A 22,082-nucleotide genomic window follows, 5' to 3' on the forward strand; every position below is an offset into this window, starting at 1 on the left:
GCTTAGTTGAACTGCTTCAGGAAACGCAGGTCGCCTTCATAGAACAGGCGCAGGTCGTTGATGCCGTAACGCAGCATCGTCAGGCGTTCCAGGCCGGAGCCGAAAGCAAAGCCGATGAATTTCTCGGGATCCAGGCCGAAGTTCTTCACCACGGTCGGATGCACCTGGCCGGCGCCCGACACTTCCAGCCAGCGGCCCTTCAACGGACCGGAGCCAAAGGCGATGTCGATCTCGGCCGACGGTTCCGTGAACGGGAAGTACGACGGACGGAAGCGCACCTGCAGGTCGTCCGTTTCAAAGAAGGCCTTGACGAAGTTCAGGTAGATGCCCTTCAGGTCGGCAAAGCTGATGTCTTCGGCGATCCACAGGCCTTCGACCTGGTGGAACATCGGCGAATGGGTGGCATCGCTGTCGACGCGGTAAGTGCGGCCCGGCGCGATGACCTTGATCGGCGGCGTGTGCGTGCGCGCATAGCGTACCTGCATGGGGCTGGTGTGCGTGCGCAGCAGCAAGGGCTTGCCATCGGTATCGTTGCCATCGATGTAGAACGTGTCTTGCATGGAACGGGCTGGATGGTTTTCCGGGCTGTTCAATGCCGTGAAATTGGTCCAGTCGTTTTCGATCTCGGGGCCGTCGGCCACGTCAAAACCGATCGAACGGAATATTTCCTCGACCCGCTCCCACGTGCGCATCACGGGATGGATGCCGCCAGGCATGCGGCCACGGCCTGGCAAGGTCACGTCGATCGCTTCGGCGTTCAAACGGCCTTGCATCTGGGCATCGGCCAGTGCGTCACGGCGCGCCGTCAGCGCGTCTTCGATCTGCACTTTGACGGCATTGATCAGGGCGCCCTGCGCCTTGCGCGCGTCCGGGTCCAGCTTGCCCAGGCCCTTCATCATTTCAGTAATCTGGCCAGTCTTGCCCAGGTAGCGGGCTTTGGCGTTTTCAAGTGCGGCAGCGTCTGCGGCGGCGATAAAGTCAGCCTGGGCCGAGACGACGAGTTCTTCTAGGGAGTTCATGCGGCATTTCCTGTTTTGGACATCAATTCTGGACTTGCTTATCAAAAGTCCAACAATCAAAAACGGAAACGGGGCATAAGGTTCACACCCCTGCCCCGCTCTTTATGACGTCACCCTACGGATGACGTTGTGCAATGACCGTGCTTACGCAGCGATTTTTGCTTTAACTGCGTTGACAATCGCAGCGAATGCTGGCTTGTCCATCACAGCCATATCGGCCAGGACTTTACGGTCCAGTTCGATATTTGCTTTTTTCAAGCCGTTCATGAATACGCTGTACGTTACGCCATGCTCACGGGAAGCAGCGTTGATACGGGCGATCCACAGGCGGCGGAAAACGCGCTTCTTGTTGCGGCGATCGCGGTAAGCGTATTGGCCAGCGCGCATAACTGCTTGCTTGGCAACACGGTATACACGGCTGCGGCGACCACGGTAGCCTTTAGCTTGAACAAGAATCTTCTTATGACGGGCACGAGCTGTAACCCCACGTTTTACTCTAGGCATAGTAACTCCTTAAATTGAGTGTGAGATTAAGCAGTCGGCATCATGCGCATGACGGAGGTGACATCCGATGCGTTGATGTTACGGGTACCGCGCAACTGACGTTTGTTTTTGGTGGTTTTCTTGGTCAGGATGTGGCGTTTGAACGCGTGACCCGACTTGACTGTTCCACCTGGACGCACGCGAAAACGTTTTTTCGCGGAGCTTTTGGTCTTCATTTTAGGCATAGCAATCTGTCCTCTTACGGACAGCTCCATTTATAACAGGATTGCAGGTGGCAACACGACGCTGCGCTTAGATGCCTGCTTTCACATGTTGTGCAGCGGATGCGAGTCCACTACAGTTCACGCGGCCCGGGCATTGCTGACCGGGCCGCGCAAATTCTGCCTGGGGTTTGACGCCGCGCTAATGCTGGCACGCGCAGTTTCCACCCACAGTAAAACGCTATTGTATCTTACTTCTTCTTCTTAGGCGAAAGAACCATGATCATTTGGCGGCCTTCCATCTTCGGGAACTGCTCGACCTGGCCGTACGGCTCCAGATCGGCTTTCAGACGTTCCAGCATGCGGAAGCCAATATCCTGATGCGCCATCTCACGGCCGCGGAAACGCAGCGTGATTTTGGTTTTATCGCCATCCTCGAGGAACTTGATGAGATTACGCAACTTGATATTGTAGTCACCATCATCAGTCCCCGGACGGAATTTGACTTCCTTCACGAGGATGATCTTTTGCTTCAATTTGGCTTCGTGAGCTTTCTTCTGCTCCGAATACTTAAATTTGCCGTAGTCCATCAAACGGCACACCGGTGGCTGCGCGGTAGGCGCAATTTCCACCAGGTCGACGTTTGCCTCTTCCGCCAGGCGGAAGGCTTCAGCCAAACTTACGATACCGAGTGGCTCGTTATCGACCCCGCTTAAACGCATTTCAGGGGCAGTGATTTCGCCATTGATGCGATGTGACTTGTCAGTAGCTATTGTAATTTCCTTTAAAAATCTTGTAGAACGGTCGTGCAGCGAGTTTCCTCGTCAGGCCTTGGTGTCGACTTCATGTTTGAGTCGCTCTATCAGGGCATCGACGGACATCACGCCCAGATCGACATTGCCCCGCGCCCGCACGGCCACTGTATTGGCATCCCGTTCTTTGTCGCCAATCACTAAGATGTAAGGCAATTTTTGTACGGAATGTTCACGTATTTTATAGGTAATCTTCTCGTTACGCAAATCAGCCTGTACGCGCAGCCCCGCTTTGCGCAGTTTTGTTGTTACTTCTTGTACATAATCGGCTTGAGCGTCGGAAATATTCAACACCGACACCTGCACCGGCGACAACCACAACGGCATGGCGCCCGCATAGTGTTCGATCAGGATGCCGATGAAACGTTCCAGCGAACCGACGATCGCGCGGTGCAGCATGATCGGCACCTGGCGCGTATTGTCCACGGCCACGTATTCCGCGCCCAGGCGACCCGGCATCGACGGATCGATCTGCACGGTACCCACTTGCCATGCGCGGCCCAGGCTATCCTTCAGGTGGTACTCGATCTTCGGACCGTAGAACGCGCCCTCGCCCGGCAACTCCGTCCATTCCACGCCACAGGCACGCAGAGCCGAACGCAGGGATTCCTCGGCGAAATCCCAGGACTCTTCCGTACCGATGCGGTTATCCGGGCGCAAGGCCAGTTTCACATCGATATTCGTGAAGCCGAATGCCGTGTACACATCCATTGCCTGCTGGTGGAAGGCCGTCACTTCGCCGGCGATCTGCTCTTCCAGGCAGAAGATGTGGCCATCATCCTGCGTAAAGCCGCGCACGCGCATCATGCCGTGCAAGGCGCCCGACGGCTCATTGCGGTGGCACTGGCCGAATTCGCCGTAGCGCAATGGCAAGTCGCGGTAGCTGCGCATGCCATTGTTGAAAATCTGGATATGGCCAGGGCAATTCATCGGCTTCAACGCATAGGCGCGGTTTTCCGATTCCGTGATGAACATGTTTTCACGGTAGTTATCCCAGTGACCGGTTTTTTCCCACAGGCCGCGATCGAGGATTTGCGGCGCCTTGACTTCCTGATAGCCGTTGACCTGGTACACATTGCGCATGTATTGCTCGACCTGTTGCCAGATCGACCAGCCTTTCGGATGCCAGAAGATCAGGCCCGGCGCTTCTTCCTGGAAATGGAAGAAATCGAGCTGCTTGCCCAACTTGCGGTGATCGCGCTTTTCCGCCTCTTCCAGGTTGTGCAAGTACAGTTCCTGATCTTCCTTTTTCGCCCAAGCCGTGCCATAGATACGCTGCAACATCTCGTTTTTCGAGTCGCCGCGCCAGTAGGCGCCAGCCAGCTTCATCAGCTTGAACACCTTCAGCTTGCCCGTCGACGGTACGTGCGGGCCACGGCACAAGTCCGTGAACTTGCCTTCGGAATACAGCGACACTTCCTGGTCGGCGGGAATCGAGCCGATCAGCTCCGCCTTGTAGGCTTCGCCGATACCCTTGAAGTACTCGATGGCTTCGTCGCGTGCGACCACCTTGCGCGTGACTTGCTCGTCCTTCTTGGCCAGCTCGGCCATTTTCTTTTCGATCGCCACCAGATCTTCCGGCGTGAACGGACGCTTGTAGGCGAAGTCATAGTAAAAACCGTTGTCGATCACGGGACCGATGGTCACTTGCGCTTCCGGGAACAATTCCTTGACGGCATACGCCAGCAAGTGGGCCGTCGAGTGGCGGATCACTTCCAGGCCATCGGCATCCTTGTCCGTCACAATCGCCAGTTCGGCATCTTGCTCGACCAGATAGGAAGTATCGACCAGCTTGCCATCGACCTTGCCGGCCAGGGCAGCCTTGGCCAGGCCGGCACCAATATTGGCCGCAACCTGGGCCACGGTGACCGGGCCGTCAAATTGACGGGCGGAACCATCGGGAAGTCGGATTGTAAGCATATTGATCTCCATATCGGCGCTGGCGCCAGGTAAAACTGCAATGTGGTGTGGACTGAAAAACTGAAAGGAAAACGCAGACGCAAAAAAACGCGGACTAGCCGCGTTTTTCACTTTTTTGAGACAAAGGAAACCCGTTCGACTAGCGTCACTCCCAAAGCTTGGTAGTAGTTCGCGGTGTCATAACCGGTTTTACCTTTCTCTCTAACTGCATTCTGGTGGGCGGTGAGGAATTCGAATCCCCGACCCCTTGGATGTCGACCAAGTATTCTAACCAGCTGAACTAACCGCCCGTAAAACTTGTTTGACCATTTTATTTCACATGGTCGCTTGCGGCTTGCGCCAGCTTGAAACTCTTGAAAACCACTTACTGCTAAATTCTGGTGGGCGGTGAGGAATTCGAATCCCCGACCCCTTGGATGTCGACCAAGTATTCTAACCAGCTGAACTAACCGCCCCGAAGACCAGCATTATAGAGAGGCTTTCCCAGAATGACAAGGGCTCTTTTGCAGGAAACTTTAATCATTCTCCGGGCGTCAGCCGCCTTTATATGGAGACGGCCCTGCGCGCGCGGAATGCCGCTAGAATCGGGGCATGAACTCCACCATATTAGCCTGGCTGAAAACCCTGAGCCGCATCTGCGGTTTTGAAACGGCCGACTCCTTCCCGCCCGGACACCCATATGCGCGCACGCGCTGGGAAGCCGCTTATTTCGATATCGCCTCCGACGTGAAGCCGGACGAGATCGAGCGGCGCATCTGCGCGGCCATCGCCAACACGCCGAGCGTCTTCGCCTACATCACCAATCCCACGCCGCGCATGCAGCGCGCGCTGCTGAACGTGATCCACGACCGGTTGCGGCGCCAGCCGGGCGCGGGGGCCACCGACCTGGTCTTGTTATTGATCAACGCCTACGCCAGCGACCACATCACGGAAGCCGTACCCGGCCTGCGCACCCTGATCTTCAACACGGAACACGAAGAAACGAATTTGCGCGTGCATGCGATACTGGAATTACTGGTGGGCACGCCACGGGGACTCGATGTGATCGACATGTAATTGATCGCTGTGTCGATCAGGCGTGATTGGCGGGAACATAGCGCGCCCGCAAAGCCATGAACGGCGTTTCCACCACTCTATATAAAAGCCATCCCGTGGCGATGCTGAGGATAATCATCGCCAGCATCGCCGGCACACTGTCCGGCCCGTAGCCCATATCCTGCAACAGCGGCCGCAGCAGAATGCACAGCTGCTTGTGCAGCAGATAGATCGCATACGACCACAGGGCCAGACTGGCCGCGCCGGGCACCCGCAATGTATATAGAGCACTGCCGGGACTGAGGGCCGCAATCAGCAATAAAGTAAAACTGGCAGCCAGGGCCGGGTAGCCGAACACCGTTACCCAGTAGCCATAATGATCGGTGAGAAACACATAAAACATCAGCGCCGTGCCGGCCATTCCCGCCAGCAAGGTACGGTTGCCATGCGACGTCAGGCGCGACCAGGGGCCTGGGTGGTAATTTTTCAGCAGCGCCAGCGCCACGCCCGCCACCAGCTCGTCGAAACGGCACCACGAGGCATAGTAGATGTACTTGTAATAGCCGAGGCCGCCGCGCGGCACCTGCACATATTCATCCCACAGGTAGGCGCGCACCAGCATGCCGGTGATCAAGCTGGCGGCCACGGCCACCCAGGCCCATAGCAGGGACCGGCGGCAGGCGGCGATCGCCAGGGCCACGGCTGGCAGCAACACATAGAATTGCTCTTCCACGCACAAGGACCAGGCATGCGAGAACGCCGTGCCCGGCGTCAAATTGATGTTTTGCGTAAACGTCAGGAATTTCCACAGCGGCAGCAGCGCGCTGTCGCCGCGAAACGTGGGCCACAGATAATACAGGGCCAGCACCACATAAAAATTGGGCAGGGTGCGCAGGAAGCGACGCGCATAGAAACGCGGCAAGGAAAAGCCGTGCTCGCTGCGCAGGGCCGCAAAAATCTGGTTGCCGATCAGGTAGCCGCTAAGGGCAAAGAACAGGTCCACGCCCGTCCAGCCGATCTCACCCCAGAAACCAAACGCGCCGCCATCGCTGACGAACAGCAAATAATGGTTCATGAACACGAGCACGATGGCCAGCGCACGCAAGGTATCGAGGCCGTACAGGCGGGAAGGATGGGAGGTACTGGGCATGGCATCGGCTAGGAAAAACAACGGTGGCGCCGATCATGCCATGCCGGGCGCGGCCCTGCGCACATTTTTACGGGAGCCTGTGGCGAATCCCGCTAAAATATGCCGACCCCGCTTTCCCTTCCCTGATACAGCATAGGATATGTCCAGCATGAGCAGCGCACTCCCCTTCAAGTCCATCAACTACACGGGCCAGGGCAGCGGCCCCCGCCTGATCGTCACCGGCGCCGTGCACGGCAATGAAACCTGCGGCACCAAGGGTATTCAACGCGTGATGGCTGAACTCGACAGCGGCGCCCTCTCCATCGTGGCCGGCAGCGTCACTTTTGTGCCCATTACCAACCCCCTGGCCTACGCCAAGGGCGTGCGCAGCGGCGACCGCAACCTGAACCGCAACCTGTTCCCGAACGACAATCCACAGGACTTCGAAGACCGCATCGCCAACTGGCTGTGCCCGCTGCTGGGCCAGCATGACGTGCTGCTCGACTTGCACTCGTTCAATGCCGACAGCCAGCCTTTCGTCATGGTGGGCCCGCGCAACAACGACGGCCCGCTGCAACCATTTCAACATGAAGAAAAGGAACGCGCGCTGGCACGCCGCCTGGGCGTGCGCCGCTTCGTCGATGGCTGGCTGCAAACGTATGGCGCCGGCGTGCAGCGCCGGCTGGGCAGCAGCGACCAGGTCGGCATGGTCTTGCGCTACGGCGTGGGCACGACCGAATACATGCGCTCCACGGGCGGCTACGCGCTGACCCTGGAATGCGGCCAGCATGCGGACCCTGCCGCGCCGGACGTGGCCTACCGCGCCATCATGAACACCCTCGCCTTCCTCGGCTTCATCGATGCGCCGCAGCCGGAAGCCATCGCCGACGCCGACATGGAAGCGCTGAACATGGTGGTGGTGCATGACAAGCTGCACGCGGATGACCGCTTCATCAAGACCTGGTCCAGCTTTGACAAGGTGCAAGAGGGCGAGCAGATCGGCGTGCGCGCGGAAGGCACGCCCGTGACGGCCGAATTCGACGCCTACATCCTCTTCCCGGACGTCAACGCGCAAGCCAATGCCGAGTGGTATTACCTGGCGCGGGTGGCCAGCAGCTTTTGATCAATGCCCGACGGACTTTGAAAACAGGTTAATCACCAGCACGCCGGCAATGATCAGGCCCAGGCCGATCAGCGCCGGCGTATCGAGGCTTTGCTTGAACCAGAACCAGCCGACGGCGGAAATGAGCACGATGCCGACACCGGACCAGATCGCGTACACGATGCCAGTAGGAATGACCTTCAAGGTCAGCGACAAGCACCAGAAGGCGATGCTGTAGCCGATCACCGTGATGACGCTGGGCCACAAGCGGCTGAAACCCTCGGACGCCTTCAAGGCGCTGGTGGCGATGACTTCGGCGATGATGGCAATGGCCAGGTAGAAATAGGTCATGGCAAGGCTCATGCTTGCATCCTTTCAAAGAGGGCGGAGACAACCGCGCCCTGCCCGTGCGCCGCCCGCCCGGGCAGGCAACGCGACGGCGCAGGGCGCGTCAGCCAATACGTTTATTGCGGGCTGAGCAATTTCAAGCCCAGGATGCCGGAGACGATCAGCGCGATGCAGGCGATACGCGCGGCACTGGCCGGCTCTCCCAGCACCATGATGCCGAAAATGGCCGTACCGACGGTGCCGATGCCCGTCCAGATCGCGTACGCGGTCCCCAGCGGCAGGGTGCGCAGTGCCAGGCCCAGCATCACCACGCTGCCCAGCATGGAAATGGCCGTCAGCACGGATGGCACGAGGCGGGTAAATCCGGCACTGTACTTGAGGCCGATGGCCCAGCCGATTTCCAGCAAACCCGCCAATACCAAAATGATCCACGCCATCTTCTTCTCCTGAGGCGGCAGGGTCGTCCCCGCCAGACAGCCCCATCATCGAGCGGGGTCGTCCCCACAGGAGCAAAAGCGCAAGTATACCATCGGCCGGAAACCCTTGCCGGAAGCACATCTTTCGCTAGTACCAGCGCTCTAATCAAAAGTTGCCGACAAACACGCCAAAGGCAGCATAATTGCTGTTTCCATACACACTCTGGAGCGACGATGCTTATCCTGGCCCAAGCCCTTACCGCCATCATCCTGTTGCTGCACGTGTATATCGTGCTGCTGGAAACCGTTCTCTTCAACTCTCGCGGACGCAAGGTATTTGGCCTGAGCAAGGAAAAAGCGGACATCGTGCGCCCTGCGATGTCCAACCAGGGTTGCTACAACGGTTTCCTCGTCGCCGCGCTGGCACTGGGCTTTTTTTATCCGGATGCCGCCATCGCGCACGCCTTCACCGTGTTCGGCCTCGCGTGCATCGCCGTGGCCGGCCTGTGGGGCGCGGCCACCGTCATGACGCGCATCCTGTACCTGCAAACGGTGCCCGCCGTGATCGCCCTGCTGCTGTTCCACTTCGCCTGATCCCTGCCGGGCGGCCCTGGCGGCCGCCCCATTCCCGCTCTCACTGTGAAATTCACGCGGCCTGCAGGTTTTTTTCTTATATCGTAATATCTCGATATTGAAATTCAAAAAAGACGATACATATATCGCCTACAGACGAACATCGATCAGGAGAAACACCATGGATATCGACGCCATCCACAAGGCGCTGGCCAATCCCGTGCGGCGGCAGATCCTGCAATGGCTGAAGGAACCGCAGCTGCACTTCGCACAGCAGGACCATCCGCTCGACTTCGGCGTCTGTGCGGGACTGATCGACCGCAAGCTGGGGCTGTCGCAATCGACAGTCTCCGCCCACCTGGCCAGCTTGCAAAAGGCTGGTTTGATTTCCGCCAGAAAAGTCGGGCAATGGAGTTTCTTCAAGCGCAATGAAGACACCATCCAGGCTTTCCTCGATCACATGCAACAAGGTTTGTAAGTCTATTCCGTCACAACCACCCGTCTCATCCGCACACACAAGGACAACCATGGCAACCTTATTCGACCCCATCACCATCGGCAGCCTGCAACTGAAAAACCGCATCATCATGGCGCCGCTGACGCGTTCGCGCGCCGGCAACCCGGGCCGCGTGCCCAACGCCCTGATGGCCGAGTACTACACGCAGCGGGCCTCGGCCGGCATGATCATTTCGGAAGCGACGGCCGTCACGCCACAAGGCGTGGGCTATGCCGACACGCCAGGCATCTGGTCCGATGAACAGGTGGAAGGCTGGAAACACATCACGAAGGCAGTGCACGACGCCGGCGGCCTGATCGTGCTGCAACTGTGGCACGTCGGCCGCATTTCCGCGCCCCTGTTCCTCGACGGCGACTTGCCCGTGGCACCCAGTGCCATCAAGCCGGCCGGCCATGTGAGCCTGGTGCGCCCGAAACAGGAATTCGTCACGCCACGCGCGCTGGACACGGAAGAAATTCCCGGCATCGTGGCCGCTTACCGCCTGGGCGCCGAGAATGCGAAAAAAGCCGGCTTCGATGGCGTGGAAATCCACGGCGCCAACGGCTATTTGCTCGACCAGTTCCTGCAAGACAGCACCAACCAGCGCACCGACAACTACGGCGGCCCGGTTGAAAACCGCGCCCGCTTGATGCTGGAAGTGACGGATGCCTGCATAGCCGTGTGGGGCGCGGACAAGGTCGGCATGCATCTGGCGCCGCGCCGCGATTCGCACGACATGGGCGATTCCGATCCGCGCGCCACCTTTGGCTACGTGGCCCGCGAACTGGGCAAGCGCGGCATCGCCTTCATCTGCGCGCGCGAAGCGCTTGGCGACGACCGCCTCGGCCCGTATTTGAAACAGGAATTCGGCGGCGTCTACATCGCGAATGAAAAAATGGACAAGGCGGCGGCCGAAGCCTTGCTGGCCAAGGGCGAAGCCGATGCCGTGGCCTTTGGCCTGTGGTTCATCGCCAATCCGGACTTGCCGATCCGCCTGCGCAAGGACGCGCCCTTGAATTCGCTGAACGCCGACACCCTGTACGCGCCCGATGCCACCGGCTACACGGATTACCCGGCGCTGGCGGCACAAGCGTAAACACGGATCAAAACCTGCAGCCCGACGCGGGTCGCGGTTTGCCATGCTCACTGTGCCGGTGCACGGTTGCGCTTCTCAACCACGACCCAGTCGCCCGCCACGGTTTTATCAGGCGCCTTCAAGCGCCCGCCCCGGACCGGGGCACGGCGGTACGCACAGCCCTGCACGTACTGAGCAGCCCACTCCGACGGCGGGCGCAACGCGTTCAGCGCAACACTGCGTGACAACCGTGGCGCCCGCCGTTTTTTCGCCTTGCCCGCTTCTTGATCGGGCGCGTTTTTCCGTCATGCGGTTGTTCCGACATGCCAGTACCACTATCGCCATCGGCGCCGTGCCGGCCGCGCCGGCCGGCGCGCCTGCGACCCGCTGAAAACACGGTAAATCACGTCGGACGGCACGGCATGTTCGCGCAGGTAAGCCGTGGCCACCGTCCGTCCCAGGGTGTGATGGAAAGCAACGCCACGCTCGACCAGCTCGGCTGTCGCCTTGTCTGTCCTGACATTGTCCCCATTTAATTGATCGGTGTGCTGTTCGATGTTGTTTTTCATGCCATGGCTCCATGTCTGGTGGATCAACACTGCATCAAGTTTTGACCACATGACGCGCATTTAGTGCCCGAGTACGGGTCAAAGCATGGTTAAAATGGCGGCAGCATCCGCCTCGGCCCCGCATGGCCAGCGGCCTTGGCTGCTTGTCGCCACCGCCCACCCCGTATAGAATGCCTGCGCAGAAATTTTTGCCTCACGGAAAATGGCCACCAGCGCCATCCCATCAAGAACAGTGTCACTGAAGGGTATCAATGGACGATTTATTTGTACAAGCAAGCGATTTGCCGACCTGGCACCAGCGCTGTGCGCTGCGGGTGCTGCATCTGTTCGGCTGGCGCATGCGCTTTCGCCCTTTGCCGGGACCGCGCGGCATCGCCGTCGTCTACCCGCACACCTCGAACTGGGACTTTCCGATCGGCCTGTTCGGCAAATGGGCGCTGGCGCTGCCGTTCCGCTGGCTGGCCAAGGATTCGCTGTTCCGCGGCCCGCTGGGCAAGGTGCTGCGCTACCTGGGCGGCGAACCCGTCGACCGCAGCACCACCAGCGGCACGATACAGCGCCAGGCCGAACGCATGCTGGCGGCCGACTGGTACTGGCTGGCCATCACGCCGGAAGCCACGCGCAGCTACCGCCCCAACTGGAAAAGCGGCTTTTATCACCTGGCCGTGGCGGCCAAGGTGCCCTTGCTGCTGGTCTATATCGACTACCCGAACAAGGTGCTGGGCGTCGTCGACCACCTGTACCTGACGGGCGACAAGGATGCCGACATGGCCGCCATTGCCGCCGTGTATGCGGGCCACCAGGGCTTGCACCCGGAAAACGCGGCGCCCATCGTGTTGTCCGACAAGCGCCCCGCCCCTTAATTCATTCCCATCAGCACCACGCCGGCGGCCGTCAAGGCCACGCCGGCCACGCGCAGCATGCGCTCGGCCAGGACCTGGCCGATAAACCGCCCCGCAAACAGCAGAATGGCCGAGGCCAGCATGAAGCCGCACGCGGCCGAGACGGCCGGCAACTCCTGGCCGTGCGCATTGCCATGCGCCAGCGCAAACAGGCCCACCAGTCCCATGCCCAGCCAGTTCGGCAAGGCCAGCGCCAGCGCGATGGCCAGTCCCATCAGCGCCACCGTGGCGGCGATGCCCGTTTCCAACCCGGGTACCGTCAATCCCGCCATGCCGGCCAGCGCACCGAACAGCATCATGCCCAGGAACGTGGCCGGCTGCGCCAGGCCATGGCGCTGCTGGCCGCCCCACAGACCCACGCCCAGCATGGCCAGCAAATGGTCGATGCCCGTGAACGGATGGGCCAGGCCGGCCAGGAAGCCCGCGCTCTCGCCATGGCCGGGATGGGCCATGGCGGGCGCGGCCAGCAGGCACAGTGCGGCCACGGCGGCGGTTTTCTTCATCGGTGTTGCGCTCATTGCAGCTCCTTGCCTGGTTGATCGAGCAAACCTTGCTCGCGGATGAAATCAATGACCACCTGCACGCCGTCGCCGCTGCGCAGGTTGGTGAAGACAAAGGGCCGCTCCCCGCGCATGCGTTTGGCGTCCTGCGCCATGATGTCCAGGTTGGCGCCCACGTATGGTGCCAGGTCCGTCTTGTTGATAATCAGCAAATCGGAGCGCGTGATGCCGGGGCCGCCCTTGCGCGGGATCTTTTCGCCGCCGGCCACGTCGATCACGTAAATCGTCAGGTCCGACAATTCCGGGCTGAAGGTGGCCGCCAGGTTATCCCCGCCCGATTCGACCAGGATCAAGTCAAGCTCGGGAAAATCGGCCTGCATGCGCGCGATCGCTTCCAGGTTGATGGAGGCGTCCTCGCGGATGGCCGTGTGCGGGCAGCCGCCCGTCTCCACGCCCATCAGGCGCTCGGCCGGCAAGGCATCCGCGCGCAGCAGGATTTCCATGTCTTCCTTGGTGTAGATGTCGTTCGTGATGACGGCCATGTCGTAGCGCTCGCGCATGCCCTTGCACAGCATTTCGCACAAGGCCGTCTTGCCCGAGCCGACGGGGCCGCCGATGCCCACGCGCAGCGGATTGGAGGTAATCGATGTCATTGTTGTTCTCTCATAGAATGATTCAGGAACGGTACAGGCGGCTGTACTGCACTTCGTGCCGCATCGACAGCAGCGACAGGCCGGGCGCCCAGTTGCCCATCTCGTCGTCTGCCAGCGTTTGCGCCGTCAGGGCCGCCGCCTCCAGTTCGGGCCGCAAGGACAGCAGCAGGCGCTGGCCCGCCACCTGCCCCAGCGGCACGGATTTCACGCACACCAGCACCTGGTTTTCCGCCCAGGCGAACAGCATGGCCAGCAGCGCTTCCTCGCGCGGAATGGCCAGCGCCGCCACGGCGCAGGCATACGCCGTGGGCAAGGCCACTTCCGGCTGCCCTTGCAGCATGTCGATCAGCACGCCGTCTGCCACGCCCAGTTCGGCCAGCAACTTGGTCAGCGAATAGCCCATCTGGATGGTTTCTGCGCGAAATTCCGCCGTGTCGCGCGAGGCGATGAAACGCTCGCTCCAGCGTTCCACGGCGCGCAGGTCCTGTTCTTCAAACGCCTGCATCAAGCGCCAGCACAGCGGCGCTTCCCAGCGCGCCACCACCTGCGCCAGATGCTCGGCGATCCACGCGCGCGCCGTGGCCGCGTCATGCACCAGGCTAGACTCGAGCGCCGCTTCCAGCCCCTGCGAATAGCTGTAGGCGCCGATCGGCAGGGCCGGGCTGGCGAACTGCAGCAGATGCAGCAGGGCCGACGCCTGCATCACGCAGCGCCTGGCACATCGCCGGGACGGTGGATTTTCTGCCGCAGCGGCACGGGCGCCAGCAAGTGCTGGCCGTGGCCGTCGTGGTGGCCATGGCCGCCGCCATACGCGCCCGCCTCCGGCTCGAACGGCGCGCTTTCCTCCGTCACGGTGGCCTGCAAGCCTTCCAGCATTTCCTTGAGCACCACGTCCTTGCGGATGCGCAAAAAGCCATCGCCCACCTGCGCCTGCGTATGGCGGTTGCCCAGGTGGAAAGCGCAGCGCAGCAGGGTGTGCGCATCCGCGCAGCGCACCAGGTAGGTCGGTTCGCGCGCGGCGACGATCCGCACCACCTGGCCATCGGGGCCCGTCATGCGCTCGCCGTCGCGCAGCACCGTGCCGCGCACGGTGAATACGGCCACGTCATCGCCGTTCGACAGCACGGCGCGCAGCCGGCACTTTTCGCGCTGGTCGTAGGGCAGCACCAGTTGTGCAAACGGGATGCGCTCATCGTCCGCTCCCAGCTTGGTATGTAAAGTGAGCATGCTTGTCTCCTGCCTAGAATAGAAAATAGCGCTGCGCCATCGGCAGCACGCTGGCCGCTTCGCACACCAGCAACTGGCCGTCCGCGCGCACGGCGTAGGTTTCCGGATCCACTTCCATGTTCGGCGTGGCGCTGTTGTGGATCATGTCGTGCTTGCGCAAGCCGCGCATGTTTTTCACGGCGATGACGGATTTGTTCAGTTTCAGCTGGTGTCCGATATCGAGGTCGTAAGCGGCCTGCGAGACAAACGTAAACGACTTTTTCAGGCCGCCGCCAAAGGCGCCGAACATCATGCGGTAGTGCACGGGCTGCGGCGTGGGAATCGAGGCGTTCGGGTCGCCCATCTGCGCGGCGGCGATCATGCCGCCTTTTAAGATCATCGATGGCTTGACGCCGAAAAAGGCAGGCTTCCACAGCACGATGTCGGCGATCTTGCCCGCTTCGATGGAGCCGACAACGTGCGATATCCCGTGCGTGATGGCCGGGTTGATCGTGTACTTGGCGATGTAGCGCTTGGCGCGGAAGTTGTCGCTGCGCGCCGTGTCGGGCGCCAGCGCGCCGCGCTGCACCTTCATCTTGTGCGCCGTCTGCCAGGTGCGCATGATCACTTCGCCGACGCGGCCCATGGCTTGCGAGTCGGACGACATCATCGAGATGGCGCCGATATCGTGCAGGATATCTTCGGCGGCGATGGTTTCGCGGCGGATGCGCGACTCCGCAAAGGCCACGTCTTCGGCGATCGCCGGGTCCAGGTGGTGGCACACCATCAGCATGTCCAGGTGCTCGTCGAGCGTGTTGACGGTGAACGGGCGCGTGGGGTTGGTCGACGAGGGCAGCACGTTGGCCTGGCCGACGGCGGCGATGATGTCCGGCGCATGGCCGCCGCCCGCCCCTTCCGTATGAAAAGTGTGGATGGTGCGGTCCTTGAAGGCGGCCAGGGTATGCTCCAGGAAGCCGCCCTCGTTGAGGGTATCGCTGTGCAGCGCCACCTGGATATCCATGCGGTCGGCAACGGACAGGCAATTGTCGATGGCGGCCGGCGTGCTGCCCCAGTCCTCGTGCAATTTGAGGCCGATGGCACCGGCGCGCACCTGCTCTTCCAGCGGCAGCGGCAGGCTCACATTACCTTTGCCCATGAAGCCCAGGTTCATGGGAAAGGCGTCGGCGGCCGCCAGCATGGCGTGCAGATGCCATGGTCCCGGCGTGCAGGTGGTGGCGGCCGTGCCGACGGCCGGCCCCGTGCCGCCGCCCAGCATGGTGGTCACGCCGCTCATCAGGGCTTCCTCGATCTGCTGCGGGCAAATGAAGTGGATGTGCGTGTCGACGCCGCCCGCCGTGACGATCATGCCTTCGCCGGCAATGATCTCGGTGGCGCCGCCGATGGCCAGCGTGACGCCAGGCTGGATGTCCGGATTGCCCGCCTTGCCGATGCCGAAGATCAGGCCATTTTTCAGGCCGATATCGGCTTTCACGATGCCCCAGTGGTCGAGGATGACGGCGTTCGTGATGACGGTGTCCATCACCTCGGCCGCGCAGCGCTGCGACTGGCCCATGCCGTCGCGGATCACCTTGCCGCCGCCGAACTTCACCTCTTCGCCGTAGATCGCATAGTCATGCTCGATCTCGATGAACAATTCGGTGTCGGCCAGGCGGATGCGGTCGCCCCTGGTGGGGCCGAACATTTCGGCATACGCGCTGCGGGGAATACTGGCCATCTCAATCCTTTCGCGGTGGAGTGTCTTGCAGTTCGCCCATCACTTCGCCATTGAAGCCGAAGACCTTGCGCTCGCCCGCCAGCGCCACCAGTTCCACCGTGCGCTGCTGGCCCGGCTCGAAGCGCACGGCCGTGCCGGCCGTGATATTGAGGCGCATGCCATAGGCGCGCCAGCGCTCGAACGACAGCGCCGGGTTGACCTCGAAAAAATGGAAATGCGAGCCCACCTGGATCGGCCGGTCGCCCCGGTTGGCCACCACCACGGTGGCCGTGGCGCGGCCCGCATTGATGCTGATTTCGCCTTCTTCCAATCTGTATTCGCCTGGTGTCATGATGGTTTCCTTCGTCAAAGCGCTCTACACTGGCCGGCGGATCGCCGGCGCCACGCGGGCAAGGCGCGGATGGCGCCCTGCCCTGCAATCAACTTACGGTATCGGGTGGTGCACGGTCACCAGCTTGCTGCCATCGGGGAAGGTCGCTTCCACCTGGATGTCGGGGATCATTTCGGCGATGCCGTCCATGACGTCGGCACGCGAGAGTATCTGCGTACCGTCCGACATCAGCTGCGCCACCGACTTGCCATCGCGCGCGCCTTCCATGATGGCCGCGCTGATCAGGGCCACGGCTTCCGGATAGTTCAGTTTCAAGCCGCGCGCCAGGCGCCGTTCGGCCAGCAGGGCGGCGGTAAAAATCAGCAGTTTGTCTTTTTCGCGGGGAGTCAGGTCCATGTTTTTCCTTGTGATGCTTTCCTTGTGAGGTCAGGTATTCCAGCTGCGCGGCACCACGGCGTCGCGCCCCAGCATGGCGGGACGCAGCAGCTGCCAGGCGGCCAGCATGACGCGGCGCGCCGCCTCGCTGTCGCCGCACAGCAAACGCACCACCACCAGGGATTTCATCTGCGTGGCGCCAAACATGGCGCCGGCCGGCACATCGATCCCGCGCACGGCCGCCAGCACGTCGGCCGAAACGGGCGTGCCGACGGCGATCAGGGTGGCGCACACCGTGTGGCCCGCCAGGCCCAGCGGGCTGGCCATCAGCGCGCCGCCGGCCGCCAGCACGCCCTCTTCCCACCACAGCAGTTTGCCGCCGCGGCGAACCTGCACCTGCTGGCTGATGCTGCCGCTGTTGAAAGTCTCGCCCGAGGCGCTGCGGCCCAGGCAGACGATGTCGCAGCCGATGTAGCTGGCGTCCGGCGCCAGTTCCACCGCGTGGCGCAGGCGCACGCAGGCCTGGTCGAAGAAGATGCTCTCCTGCGGCAGCCACTCGATGGCCGCGCCGCTGCCTGCGCGCAGCACGATGTGCTGGCCAGAGACGTGGCCGTTGGCGCGGTACCACTTGGCCGCGCCCGGCGACGTAAGGAAAGCGTGCGCGCCATCGCCGACGGTGGCATCGACGGCCAGCTGGTCGCCGCCCACCACGCCGCCCGGCGGGTGGATGATGATGGCGTGGCAGACGGCAGCGCCTTCCGGATACAGGGGCTTTTGCACGCGCAGCGGGCCGCTGTGCGTGCGTTCGACCAGGCGGCTGACGCCATCGTGCAGGGCAAAGCCCAGGCGCAAATGCGCCTGCCAGGCGCTGTGCGCGCCGGTATCAAGGGGCGTTGCGAAATGAGGGCTGTCTGGCATGCACTGCAATCGTGTAAATAACGATTACCAAAGCAGGAAGCGTGCCAATTACGGCAGGTACAGTTGCACGATGGCGACCAGCGTTTGCCGCTGCGCCGCACCGCCAGGGCAAGGGAAAGTGAGAATCGTGCACTGTAAAGTCACATGCGCGTGACAAGCGGGGGCAAGCGCGCCGCCGGCGCACCACGCTGGTGCACCGGCTGCGGCGGGGGCGTGCTACGCCATCACGGCGCCGCCAGATACGGGCTCTTGCCGCCGTCGGCGATGAAGCTGTCGATACGCCGCTCCAGCACGGGCAGCGGCACCGACCCCATTTCCAGCACCATGTCGTGGAAGGCGCGGATGTCGAACTGTTCGCCCAGCGCCGTTTCCGCCTTGCGGCGGCCATTCAGGATGGCCATCTCGCCCAGGTAGTACGACAACGCCTGGCCCGGCCAGGAGATATAGCGGTCCACTTCCGTCTCGATTTCATGCGCCGACAGGGCCGTGTTTGCGTGCAGGTAGGCCTGCGCCTGGGCGCGCGTCCAGCCCTGCGCATGGATGCCCGTGTCGACCACCAGGCGCGCCGCGCGCCAGGCCTGGTAGCTGAGCATGCCGAAGGTTTCATACGCCGTCTCGTAGATGCCCATTTCCGCGCCCAGGCGCTCGCAGTACAGGGCCCAGCCTTCGCCATACGCTGAAATATACGCGCGGCGGAAGGCCGGGCGGCCCTTCTGCTCCAGCGCCACCGGCATCTGGAAGGCATGGCCGGGCGCCGATTCATGCAGGGTCAGCGCCGGCATGCTGTACAAGGGCCGCGACGGCAGGTCATGCGTGTTGACCAGATACACGCCCGGCCCGCCGCGCCCCGACGTGTAATGGGGCGCCTGCTCGTCCGGCACGGGAATGATGGCAAAGCGCTGGCGCGGCAGGTAGCCGAAATACTGCGCCGCCTTGGCGTCGAATTTCTTCGCCACCCAGGCCGAGCGCATCAGCAGTTCGTCCGGCGTGCGCGCATAGAACTGCGGATCGCTGCGCAAAAACTGCAGGAACGCGGCAAAGTCGCCCTTGAAGCCCGTCTGTGCGATGGTCGCGTCCATCTCGGCGCGGATCTTCGCCATTTCTTGCAGGCCGATGGCGTGGATCTGCGCCGCGCTCATGGCCGTGGTGGTAAATTCCGTGATCTTCGACTGGTAATACGCCTTGCCGTCGGGCAGGCGCTCGGCCGCCAGGGTCGTGCCCGCGCCTGGAATATACACGTCGCGCATGAAGGTCAGCAGTTCGCCGAACGCGGGCATGACGGACTCGCGGATGGCTTGCACGGCGGCGGCGCGCAAGGCCGCCTGCTCCTGCGCCGGCATGCCGGCGGGCAGCTGGCGCAACGGCTGGTAGTACAGGGTGGCGCGCGCATCGGCTGCTTCGGCCACCTCGGCCAGCGCCCGCTCGCGCCCCGCCAAGGTCACGCGCGGCGGTGTGAAGCCGCGCCGCAGGCCGGCCCGCATGTTCTCCGTCTGTTCGCCGAAATAGCGCGGCACGTCATTCAGCAGCGCGATGTAGGCGCGGTAATCGGCGCTGGTGCGGCGCGGCTTGCGGGCCGCGTACGCCAGCTCGTTCCAGAACGCCGTATCGGCATTCAGAGGCCGCTCGTATTCGCGGAACTGCTGCTCGGCCAGCAAGGCAGCCACCTGCGCGCGGTAGACGGCAAAGTTGACGCCATCCTCGCCGGCCAGGCTGGCCGAGTCGAGCGCATCGAGCTGCGCCAGCATCCGCTGCCAGTAGGCGCGGCGCGCCTCCTGCGTGGCGGCGTCCACGCGCGGCAGGCCGGCCTGCGCCTTCTGCTGCTGGCGCCACTGCCATTCGGCGCTGTAAATCTGCTGGAACTGCGCGCTGGCACCGATGGCACGGTTGGCGGCGGGTGGCGTGGCGGCAGGCGCGGGAGCAGGAGCGGACGCAGTAACGGGCGCGGCGGCGCCGGCGCCATGCAGCAACACACAGGCGCCAAACACGCCAAACAGGGCGGGGAGGAGTTTTTTCACGGGGCAGTTGCTCAAAAGAAAAAGAGCCAGCATACCCGCTCACGCCAGCGCCAGCATCCTTTTTTCGCGCAGCAGCGCCGTGAAGGCGGGAGCCGGCACGGGGCGGCTGAAGTAATAGCCCTGCATCTCGTCGCAGCCATGCTCCGTCAAAAAGTCGACCTGGGCGCGCGTTTCCACGCCCTCGGCGATCACGCGCATGTTCAGATTATGCGCCAGCGAGATGACGGAGCGGGCGATGGCGGCGTCGCTGCTGCTGGTGGTCACATCATCGACGAAGGACTTGTCGATTTTCAGCACGTCGATGGGGAAGCGCTTCAGGTAGCCGAGGCTGGAATAGCCGGTGCCGAAGTCGTCGAGCGAAATGCCGACGCCGATATCCTTCAGGCGCGTGAGGGCCGCCACGGCCTTGTCCGGATCGCCCATCACCGTGCTTTCCGTGATCTCGATGCCAAGGCAGGCGGGCGCAATGCCGTACTTGCGCAAGGCCGCCTCGACGAACGGCACCGTGCGGTCCTGCGCGAACTGCTTGCCGGACAGGTTGACGGCCACCTTGATGCTGCCCAGGCCCGCATCGTGCCAGGCGCGGATCTGCGCGCAGACGCTTTCCAGCACCCACTCGCCGATGGCCGTGATGGAACCATATTCCTCGGCCAGGGCGATGAACAGGCCGGGCGGCACCTTGCCCAGCACGGGATTATCCCAGCGCAGCAGGGCTTCGGCGCCCAGCATGGCGCCCGTGCGCAAGCACATCTGCGGCTGGTAATGCACTTCGAATTCATCGCGGGCGATGGCGCCGCGCAGCTGCTGCTGCATGGCCAGGCGGGCGCGGATGTCGCTGCCCATGCGCTCGGTGAAAAACGCGTAATGGTCGCGCCCCATTTCCTTGGCGCGCACCAGCGCCGTGTCGGCGTGGCGCAGCACGTCGTCGAGGCTGTCGCCATCGGCCGGGCACATGGCGATGCCGATGCTGGTGGTCAGCGCCAGGCGTTCGCCATCGACGCTGAGCTCCCCGCGCAAGCCGGCCAGGATGGTCTGCGCCAGCGCCAGGGTACGTCCCAGCAAGGCATCGTCCTGCAGCAGGATCTGGAATTCATCGCCGCCCTGGCGCGCCACCGTGTCGCCCTCGCGCATGCAGCCGGAGAGGAAACGCGCCACCACCTGCAGCGCCTTGTCGCCCACGGCCTGGCCGTGCGAATCGTTGATGTTCTTGAAGCGGTCCAGGTCGAGGCACATCAGCACTACCTGCTGGCCATCGCGCACGGCCTGCGCGCGCGCCTGCTCGAAGCGCTCGCGCATCAGCACGCGGTTGGGCAGGCCCGTCAAGGCATCGTGGTAGGACAGGAAGTCGATCAGGTGCTGCTCGGCCTTGCGTTCGCTGATATCGAGGAAGACGCCGATATAGTTGACGACGGCGCCGTCGGGGCCATGCACGGTGGAGGCGCTGAGCAGGCAGGGATAGGTGTCGCCGCTCTTGCGCCGCGTCTGCACCTCGCCCGACCAGCAGCCGCTGCTGCGCAAGCCCTGGCGCAGGGCCAGCAGCACGGCTTCGCCCGTGTATTCGGCGTGCAGGCGCATGATGTCGGTGCCCACCACTTCCTGCGCCGCGTAGCCGGTAATGCGCGTAAAGGCGGGATTGGCCGTGACGATGACGCCGGCCGCATCGGTGATCAGGATGGCATCCTGCGTGGCTTCGAAGACCTGGCCCGACAGTCGCAGCAATTCCTCGTTGGCCCGGCGGATCTGCACTTCGCGCGCCAGGGTGCTGGCCACCTGCTCCAGTTCCGCCGTGCGTTCGGCCACGCGGCGCTCCAGGTTGGCCCGCTCCTGCGCCAGCTGCAGCTGCGCCCGCGCCAGGCGCACGTGGGCGTCCGTGCGGGCGAGAATCTCCTCGGCCTGGAAAGGCTTGGCGATGAAGTCGACGGCACCCAGCGCAAAGCCGCGCACCTTGTCGTCCGTATCGTACTGGGCCGACAGGAAGATCACGGGCACCTGGCGCAAGGACGGAATTTCCTTCAGGCGCCGGCACACTTCAAAACCGTCGAGGCCCGGCATGCGCACGTCGAGCAGGATCAGCTCGGGCGGACGGGCCTGCGCCGTCCACAGGGCCAGTTCGCCATTCGGCGCCTGGCGCACCGCATACCCGGCGCCGCCCAGCAGGTCACTCAGCAGCTTGAGCGAGGCCGGCGTATCTTCAACGATCAGTACTTCGCCCTTGGCGTTCACTTCCGAAAAATCGCGATGCATGTAGC

General features: G+C 62.6%; 25 protein-coding genes and 2 tRNA genes. 6 read left to right on the top strand and 21 right to left on the bottom strand.

What is annotated here, in order from left to right:
- Window positions 1-2 precede the first annotated feature (2 nt).
- The 7 genes from pheS to ACQ4WR_RS18175 form a co-directional block, all read right to left on the bottom strand.
- The gene (pheS, locus tag ACQ4WR_RS18145; protein ID WP_092794222.1) at window positions 3-1,019 is read right to left on the bottom strand and encodes a phenylalanine--tRNA ligase subunit alpha; all 1,017 of its coding nucleotides are present in this window, start codon (window positions 1,017-1,019) and stop codon (window positions 3-5) included.
- Window positions 1,020-1,163: 144 nt separating this feature from the next.
- Complete coding sequence (gene rplT / locus ACQ4WR_RS18150; RefSeq protein ID WP_010399214.1) at window positions 1,164-1,523, bottom strand: 50S ribosomal protein L20; 360 nt, start codon at window positions 1,521-1,523, stop codon at window positions 1,164-1,166.
- Between the two features lie 26 nt (window positions 1,524-1,549).
- Window positions 1,550-1,747 carry a 50S ribosomal protein L35 gene (gene rpmI / locus ACQ4WR_RS18155; RefSeq protein WP_038493025.1) on the bottom strand — a complete coding sequence of 66 codons (198 nt, stop codon included), beginning with the start codon at window positions 1,745-1,747 and terminating at the stop codon, window positions 1,550-1,552.
- Between the two features lie 227 nt (window positions 1,748-1,974).
- The gene (gene infC / locus ACQ4WR_RS18160; RefSeq protein WP_374755240.1) at window positions 1,975-2,535 is read right to left on the bottom strand and encodes a translation initiation factor IF-3; all 561 of its coding nucleotides are present in this window, start codon (window positions 2,533-2,535) and stop codon (window positions 1,975-1,977) included.
- A 12-nt stretch (window positions 2,536-2,547) separates the two neighbouring features.
- Complete coding sequence (thrS, locus tag ACQ4WR_RS18165; RefSeq protein ID WP_436488973.1) at window positions 2,548-4,455, bottom strand: threonine--tRNA ligase; 1,908 nt, start codon at window positions 4,453-4,455, stop codon at window positions 2,548-2,550.
- 213 nt (window positions 4,456-4,668) lie between these two features.
- A tRNA-Val gene (locus tag ACQ4WR_RS18170) sits at window positions 4,669-4,745 on the bottom strand.
- Window positions 4,746-4,833: 88 nt separating this feature from the next.
- Window positions 4,834-4,910 (bottom strand) — tRNA-Val (locus tag ACQ4WR_RS18175).
- A gap of 136 nt (window positions 4,911-5,046) precedes the next feature.
- On the opposite strand from ACQ4WR_RS18175, the gene ACQ4WR_RS18180 reads away from it, so the two are divergent.
- Complete coding sequence (locus tag ACQ4WR_RS18180) at window positions 5,047-5,511, top strand: hypothetical protein (RefSeq protein ID WP_102294326.1); 465 nt, start codon at window positions 5,047-5,049, stop codon at window positions 5,509-5,511.
- A 16-nt stretch (window positions 5,512-5,527) separates the two neighbouring features.
- Here ACQ4WR_RS18180 and ACQ4WR_RS18185 read toward each other — a convergent pair whose 3' ends face one another.
- Window positions 5,528-6,640 (bottom strand): acyltransferase family protein, encoded by a 1,113-nt coding sequence (locus tag ACQ4WR_RS18185; protein ID WP_436488975.1) that lies wholly within the window; start codon window positions 6,638-6,640, stop codon window positions 5,528-5,530.
- Between the two features lie 139 nt (window positions 6,641-6,779).
- On the opposite strand from ACQ4WR_RS18185, the gene ACQ4WR_RS18190 reads away from it, so the two are divergent.
- The gene (locus ACQ4WR_RS18190; protein ID WP_436488977.1) at window positions 6,780-7,742 is read left to right on the top strand and encodes a M14 family metallopeptidase; all 963 of its coding nucleotides are present in this window, start codon (window positions 6,780-6,782) and stop codon (window positions 7,740-7,742) included.
- Here ACQ4WR_RS18190 and ACQ4WR_RS18195 read toward each other — a convergent pair whose 3' ends face one another.
- Window positions 7,743-8,072, bottom strand: a complete 330-nt coding sequence (locus ACQ4WR_RS18195; RefSeq protein WP_070280339.1) for an SMR family transporter — start codon at window positions 8,070-8,072, stop codon at window positions 7,743-7,745.
- 113 nt (window positions 8,073-8,185) lie between these two features.
- Window positions 8,186-8,506, bottom strand: coding sequence for a quaternary ammonium compound efflux SMR transporter SugE (sugE, locus tag ACQ4WR_RS18200; RefSeq protein ID WP_034783172.1), 321 nt, complete (start codon window positions 8,504-8,506; stop codon window positions 8,186-8,188).
- Window positions 8,507-8,719: 213 nt separating this feature from the next.
- Here sugE and ACQ4WR_RS18205 point away from each other — a divergent pair, with 213 nt between their 5' ends.
- From ACQ4WR_RS18205 to ACQ4WR_RS18215, 3 genes are all read left to right on the top strand, one after another.
- Window positions 8,720-9,079 carry a DUF1304 domain-containing protein gene (locus ACQ4WR_RS18205; protein ID WP_102294324.1) on the top strand — a complete coding sequence of 120 codons (360 nt, stop codon included), beginning with the start codon at window positions 8,720-8,722 and terminating at the stop codon, window positions 9,077-9,079.
- Between the two features lie 160 nt (window positions 9,080-9,239).
- Window positions 9,240-9,536 (top strand): ArsR/SmtB family transcription factor, encoded by a 297-nt coding sequence (locus ACQ4WR_RS18210; RefSeq protein WP_436488980.1) that lies wholly within the window; start codon window positions 9,240-9,242, stop codon window positions 9,534-9,536.
- Window positions 9,537-9,585: 49 nt separating this feature from the next.
- Window positions 9,586-10,650, top strand: coding sequence for an alkene reductase (locus ACQ4WR_RS18215; RefSeq protein ID WP_436488982.1), 1,065 nt, complete (start codon window positions 9,586-9,588; stop codon window positions 10,648-10,650).
- A gap of 314 nt (window positions 10,651-10,964) precedes the next feature.
- On the opposite strand, the gene ACQ4WR_RS18220 is transcribed toward ACQ4WR_RS18215, so the two are convergent.
- Entirely contained in the window at window positions 10,965-11,198 is a 234-nt protein-coding gene (locus tag ACQ4WR_RS18220) for a hypothetical protein (protein WP_146012369.1), read from the bottom strand.
- Between the two features lie 251 nt (window positions 11,199-11,449).
- Here ACQ4WR_RS18220 and ACQ4WR_RS18225 point away from each other — a divergent pair, with 251 nt between their 5' ends.
- Entirely contained in the window at window positions 11,450-12,061 is a 612-nt protein-coding gene (locus tag ACQ4WR_RS18225) for a 1-acyl-sn-glycerol-3-phosphate acyltransferase (RefSeq protein ID WP_436488984.1), read from the top strand.
- Here ACQ4WR_RS18225 and ACQ4WR_RS18230 read toward each other — a convergent pair.
- The 10 genes from ACQ4WR_RS18230 to ACQ4WR_RS18275 form a co-directional block, all read right to left on the bottom strand.
- Window positions 12,058-12,618, bottom strand: a complete 561-nt coding sequence (locus tag ACQ4WR_RS18230; protein ID WP_436488986.1) for a HupE/UreJ family protein — start codon at window positions 12,616-12,618, stop codon at window positions 12,058-12,060. The two genes, ACQ4WR_RS18225 and ACQ4WR_RS18230, sit on opposite strands and share 4 nt — an antisense overlap.
- Window positions 12,615-13,253 carry an urease accessory protein UreG gene (ureG, locus tag ACQ4WR_RS18235; RefSeq protein WP_102294318.1) on the bottom strand — a complete coding sequence of 213 codons (639 nt, stop codon included), beginning with the start codon at window positions 13,251-13,253 and terminating at the stop codon, window positions 12,615-12,617. The genes ACQ4WR_RS18230 and ureG overlap by 4 nt, the downstream gene beginning before the upstream one ends.
- A 22-nt stretch (window positions 13,254-13,275) precedes the next feature.
- On the bottom strand, window positions 13,276-13,956 hold the full coding sequence (locus ACQ4WR_RS18240; RefSeq protein ID WP_436488988.1) for an urease accessory protein UreF: 681 nt from the start codon (window positions 13,954-13,956) through the stop codon (window positions 13,276-13,278).
- Window positions 13,956-14,480: an urease accessory protein UreE gene (gene ureE / locus ACQ4WR_RS18245; RefSeq protein WP_102294316.1), complete on the bottom strand. Its 525-nt coding sequence runs from the start codon at window positions 14,478-14,480 to the stop codon at window positions 13,956-13,958. Before ureE ends, ACQ4WR_RS18240 begins: the two co-directional genes overlap by 1 nt.
- Window positions 14,481-14,493: 13 nt before the next feature.
- On the bottom strand, window positions 14,494-16,194 hold the full coding sequence (ureC, locus tag ACQ4WR_RS18250) for an urease subunit alpha (protein ID WP_436488990.1): 1,701 nt from the start codon (window positions 16,192-16,194) through the stop codon (window positions 14,494-14,496).
- A 1-nt stretch (window position 16,195) separates the two neighbouring features.
- Window positions 16,196-16,525: an urease subunit beta gene (locus ACQ4WR_RS18255; protein WP_102294314.1), complete on the bottom strand. Its 330-nt coding sequence runs from the start codon at window positions 16,523-16,525 to the stop codon at window positions 16,196-16,198.
- A gap of 93 nt (window positions 16,526-16,618) precedes the next feature.
- Window positions 16,619-16,921 (bottom strand): urease subunit gamma, encoded by a 303-nt coding sequence (locus ACQ4WR_RS18260; protein ID WP_102294313.1) that lies wholly within the window; start codon window positions 16,919-16,921, stop codon window positions 16,619-16,621.
- A gap of 30 nt (window positions 16,922-16,951) precedes the next feature.
- Window positions 16,952-17,818 (bottom strand): urease accessory protein UreD, encoded by an 867-nt coding sequence (locus ACQ4WR_RS18265; RefSeq protein WP_436488993.1) that lies wholly within the window; start codon window positions 17,816-17,818, stop codon window positions 16,952-16,954.
- Window positions 17,819-18,042: 224 nt separating this feature from the next.
- Window positions 18,043-19,833 carry a DUF885 domain-containing protein gene (locus ACQ4WR_RS18270; protein ID WP_436488995.1) on the bottom strand — a complete coding sequence of 597 codons (1,791 nt, stop codon included), beginning with the start codon at window positions 19,831-19,833 and terminating at the stop codon, window positions 18,043-18,045.
- A 39-nt stretch (window positions 19,834-19,872) separates the two neighbouring features.
- Window positions 19,873-22,077, bottom strand: coding sequence for an EAL domain-containing response regulator (locus tag ACQ4WR_RS18275; protein WP_102299268.1), 2,205 nt, complete (start codon window positions 22,075-22,077; stop codon window positions 19,873-19,875).
- Window positions 22,078-22,082: the final 5 nt, after the last annotated feature.

Origin of the sequence: Janthinobacterium amylolyticum, from assembly GCF_051380655.1 — a bacterium.
Lineage (GTDB): Bacteria > Pseudomonadota > Gammaproteobacteria > Burkholderiales > Burkholderiaceae_D > Janthinobacterium.

Coding starts and splice junctions, on each gene's coding strand:
- pheS (WP_092794222.1), bottom strand. CDS start 1,019: ATGAACTCCCTAGAAGAACTCGTCGTCTCGGCCCAGGCTGACTTTATC.
- rplT (WP_010399214.1), bottom strand. CDS start 1,523: ATGCCTAGAGTAAAACGTGGGGTTACAGCTCGTGCCCGTCATAAGAAG.
- rpmI (WP_038493025.1), bottom strand. CDS start 1,747: ATGCCTAAAATGAAGACCAAAAGCTCCGCGAAAAAACGTTTTCGCGTG.
- thrS (WP_436488973.1), bottom strand. CDS start 4,455: ATGCTTACAATCCGACTTCCCGATGGTTCCGCCCGTCAATTTGACGGC.
- ACQ4WR_RS18180 (WP_102294326.1), top strand. CDS start 5,047: ATGAACTCCACCATATTAGCCTGGCTGAAAACCCTGAGCCGCATCTGC.
- ACQ4WR_RS18185 (WP_436488975.1), bottom strand. CDS start 6,640: ATGCCCAGTACCTCCCATCCTTCCCGCCTGTACGGCCTCGATACCTTG.
- ACQ4WR_RS18190 (WP_436488977.1), top strand. CDS start 6,780: ATGTCCAGCATGAGCAGCGCACTCCCCTTCAAGTCCATCAACTACACG.
- ACQ4WR_RS18195 (WP_070280339.1), bottom strand. CDS start 8,072: ATGACCTATTTCTACCTGGCCATTGCCATCATCGCCGAAGTCATCGCC.
- sugE (WP_034783172.1), bottom strand. CDS start 8,506: ATGGCGTGGATCATTTTGGTATTGGCGGGTTTGCTGGAAATCGGCTGG.
- ACQ4WR_RS18205 (WP_102294324.1), top strand. CDS start 8,720: ATGCTTATCCTGGCCCAAGCCCTTACCGCCATCATCCTGTTGCTGCAC.
- ACQ4WR_RS18210 (WP_436488980.1), top strand. CDS start 9,240: ATGGATATCGACGCCATCCACAAGGCGCTGGCCAATCCCGTGCGGCGG.
- ACQ4WR_RS18215 (WP_436488982.1), top strand. CDS start 9,586: ATGGCAACCTTATTCGACCCCATCACCATCGGCAGCCTGCAACTGAAA.
- ACQ4WR_RS18220 (WP_146012369.1), bottom strand. CDS start 11,198: ATGAAAAACAACATCGAACAGCACACCGATCAATTAAATGGGGACAAT.
- ACQ4WR_RS18225 (WP_436488984.1), top strand. CDS start 11,450: ATGGACGATTTATTTGTACAAGCAAGCGATTTGCCGACCTGGCACCAG.
- ACQ4WR_RS18230 (WP_436488986.1), bottom strand. CDS start 12,618: ATGAGCGCAACACCGATGAAGAAAACCGCCGCCGTGGCCGCACTGTGC.
- ureG (WP_102294318.1), bottom strand. CDS start 13,253: ATGACATCGATTACCTCCAATCCGCTGCGCGTGGGCATCGGCGGCCCC.
- ACQ4WR_RS18240 (WP_436488988.1), bottom strand. CDS start 13,956: ATGCAGGCGTCGGCCCTGCTGCATCTGCTGCAGTTCGCCAGCCCGGCC.
- ureE (WP_102294316.1), bottom strand. CDS start 14,480: ATGCTCACTTTACATACCAAGCTGGGAGCGGACGATGAGCGCATCCCG.
- ureC (WP_436488990.1), bottom strand. CDS start 16,194: ATGGCCAGTATTCCCCGCAGCGCGTATGCCGAAATGTTCGGCCCCACC.
- ACQ4WR_RS18255 (WP_102294314.1), bottom strand. CDS start 16,525: ATGACACCAGGCGAATACAGATTGGAAGAAGGCGAAATCAGCATCAAT.
- ACQ4WR_RS18260 (WP_102294313.1), bottom strand. CDS start 16,921: ATGGACCTGACTCCCCGCGAAAAAGACAAACTGCTGATTTTTACCGCC.
- ACQ4WR_RS18265 (WP_436488993.1), bottom strand. CDS start 17,818: ATGCCAGACAGCCCTCATTTCGCAACGCCCCTTGATACCGGCGCGCAC.
- ACQ4WR_RS18275 (WP_102299268.1), bottom strand. CDS start 22,077: ATGCATCGCGATTTTTCGGAAGTGAACGCCAAGGGCGAAGTACTGATC.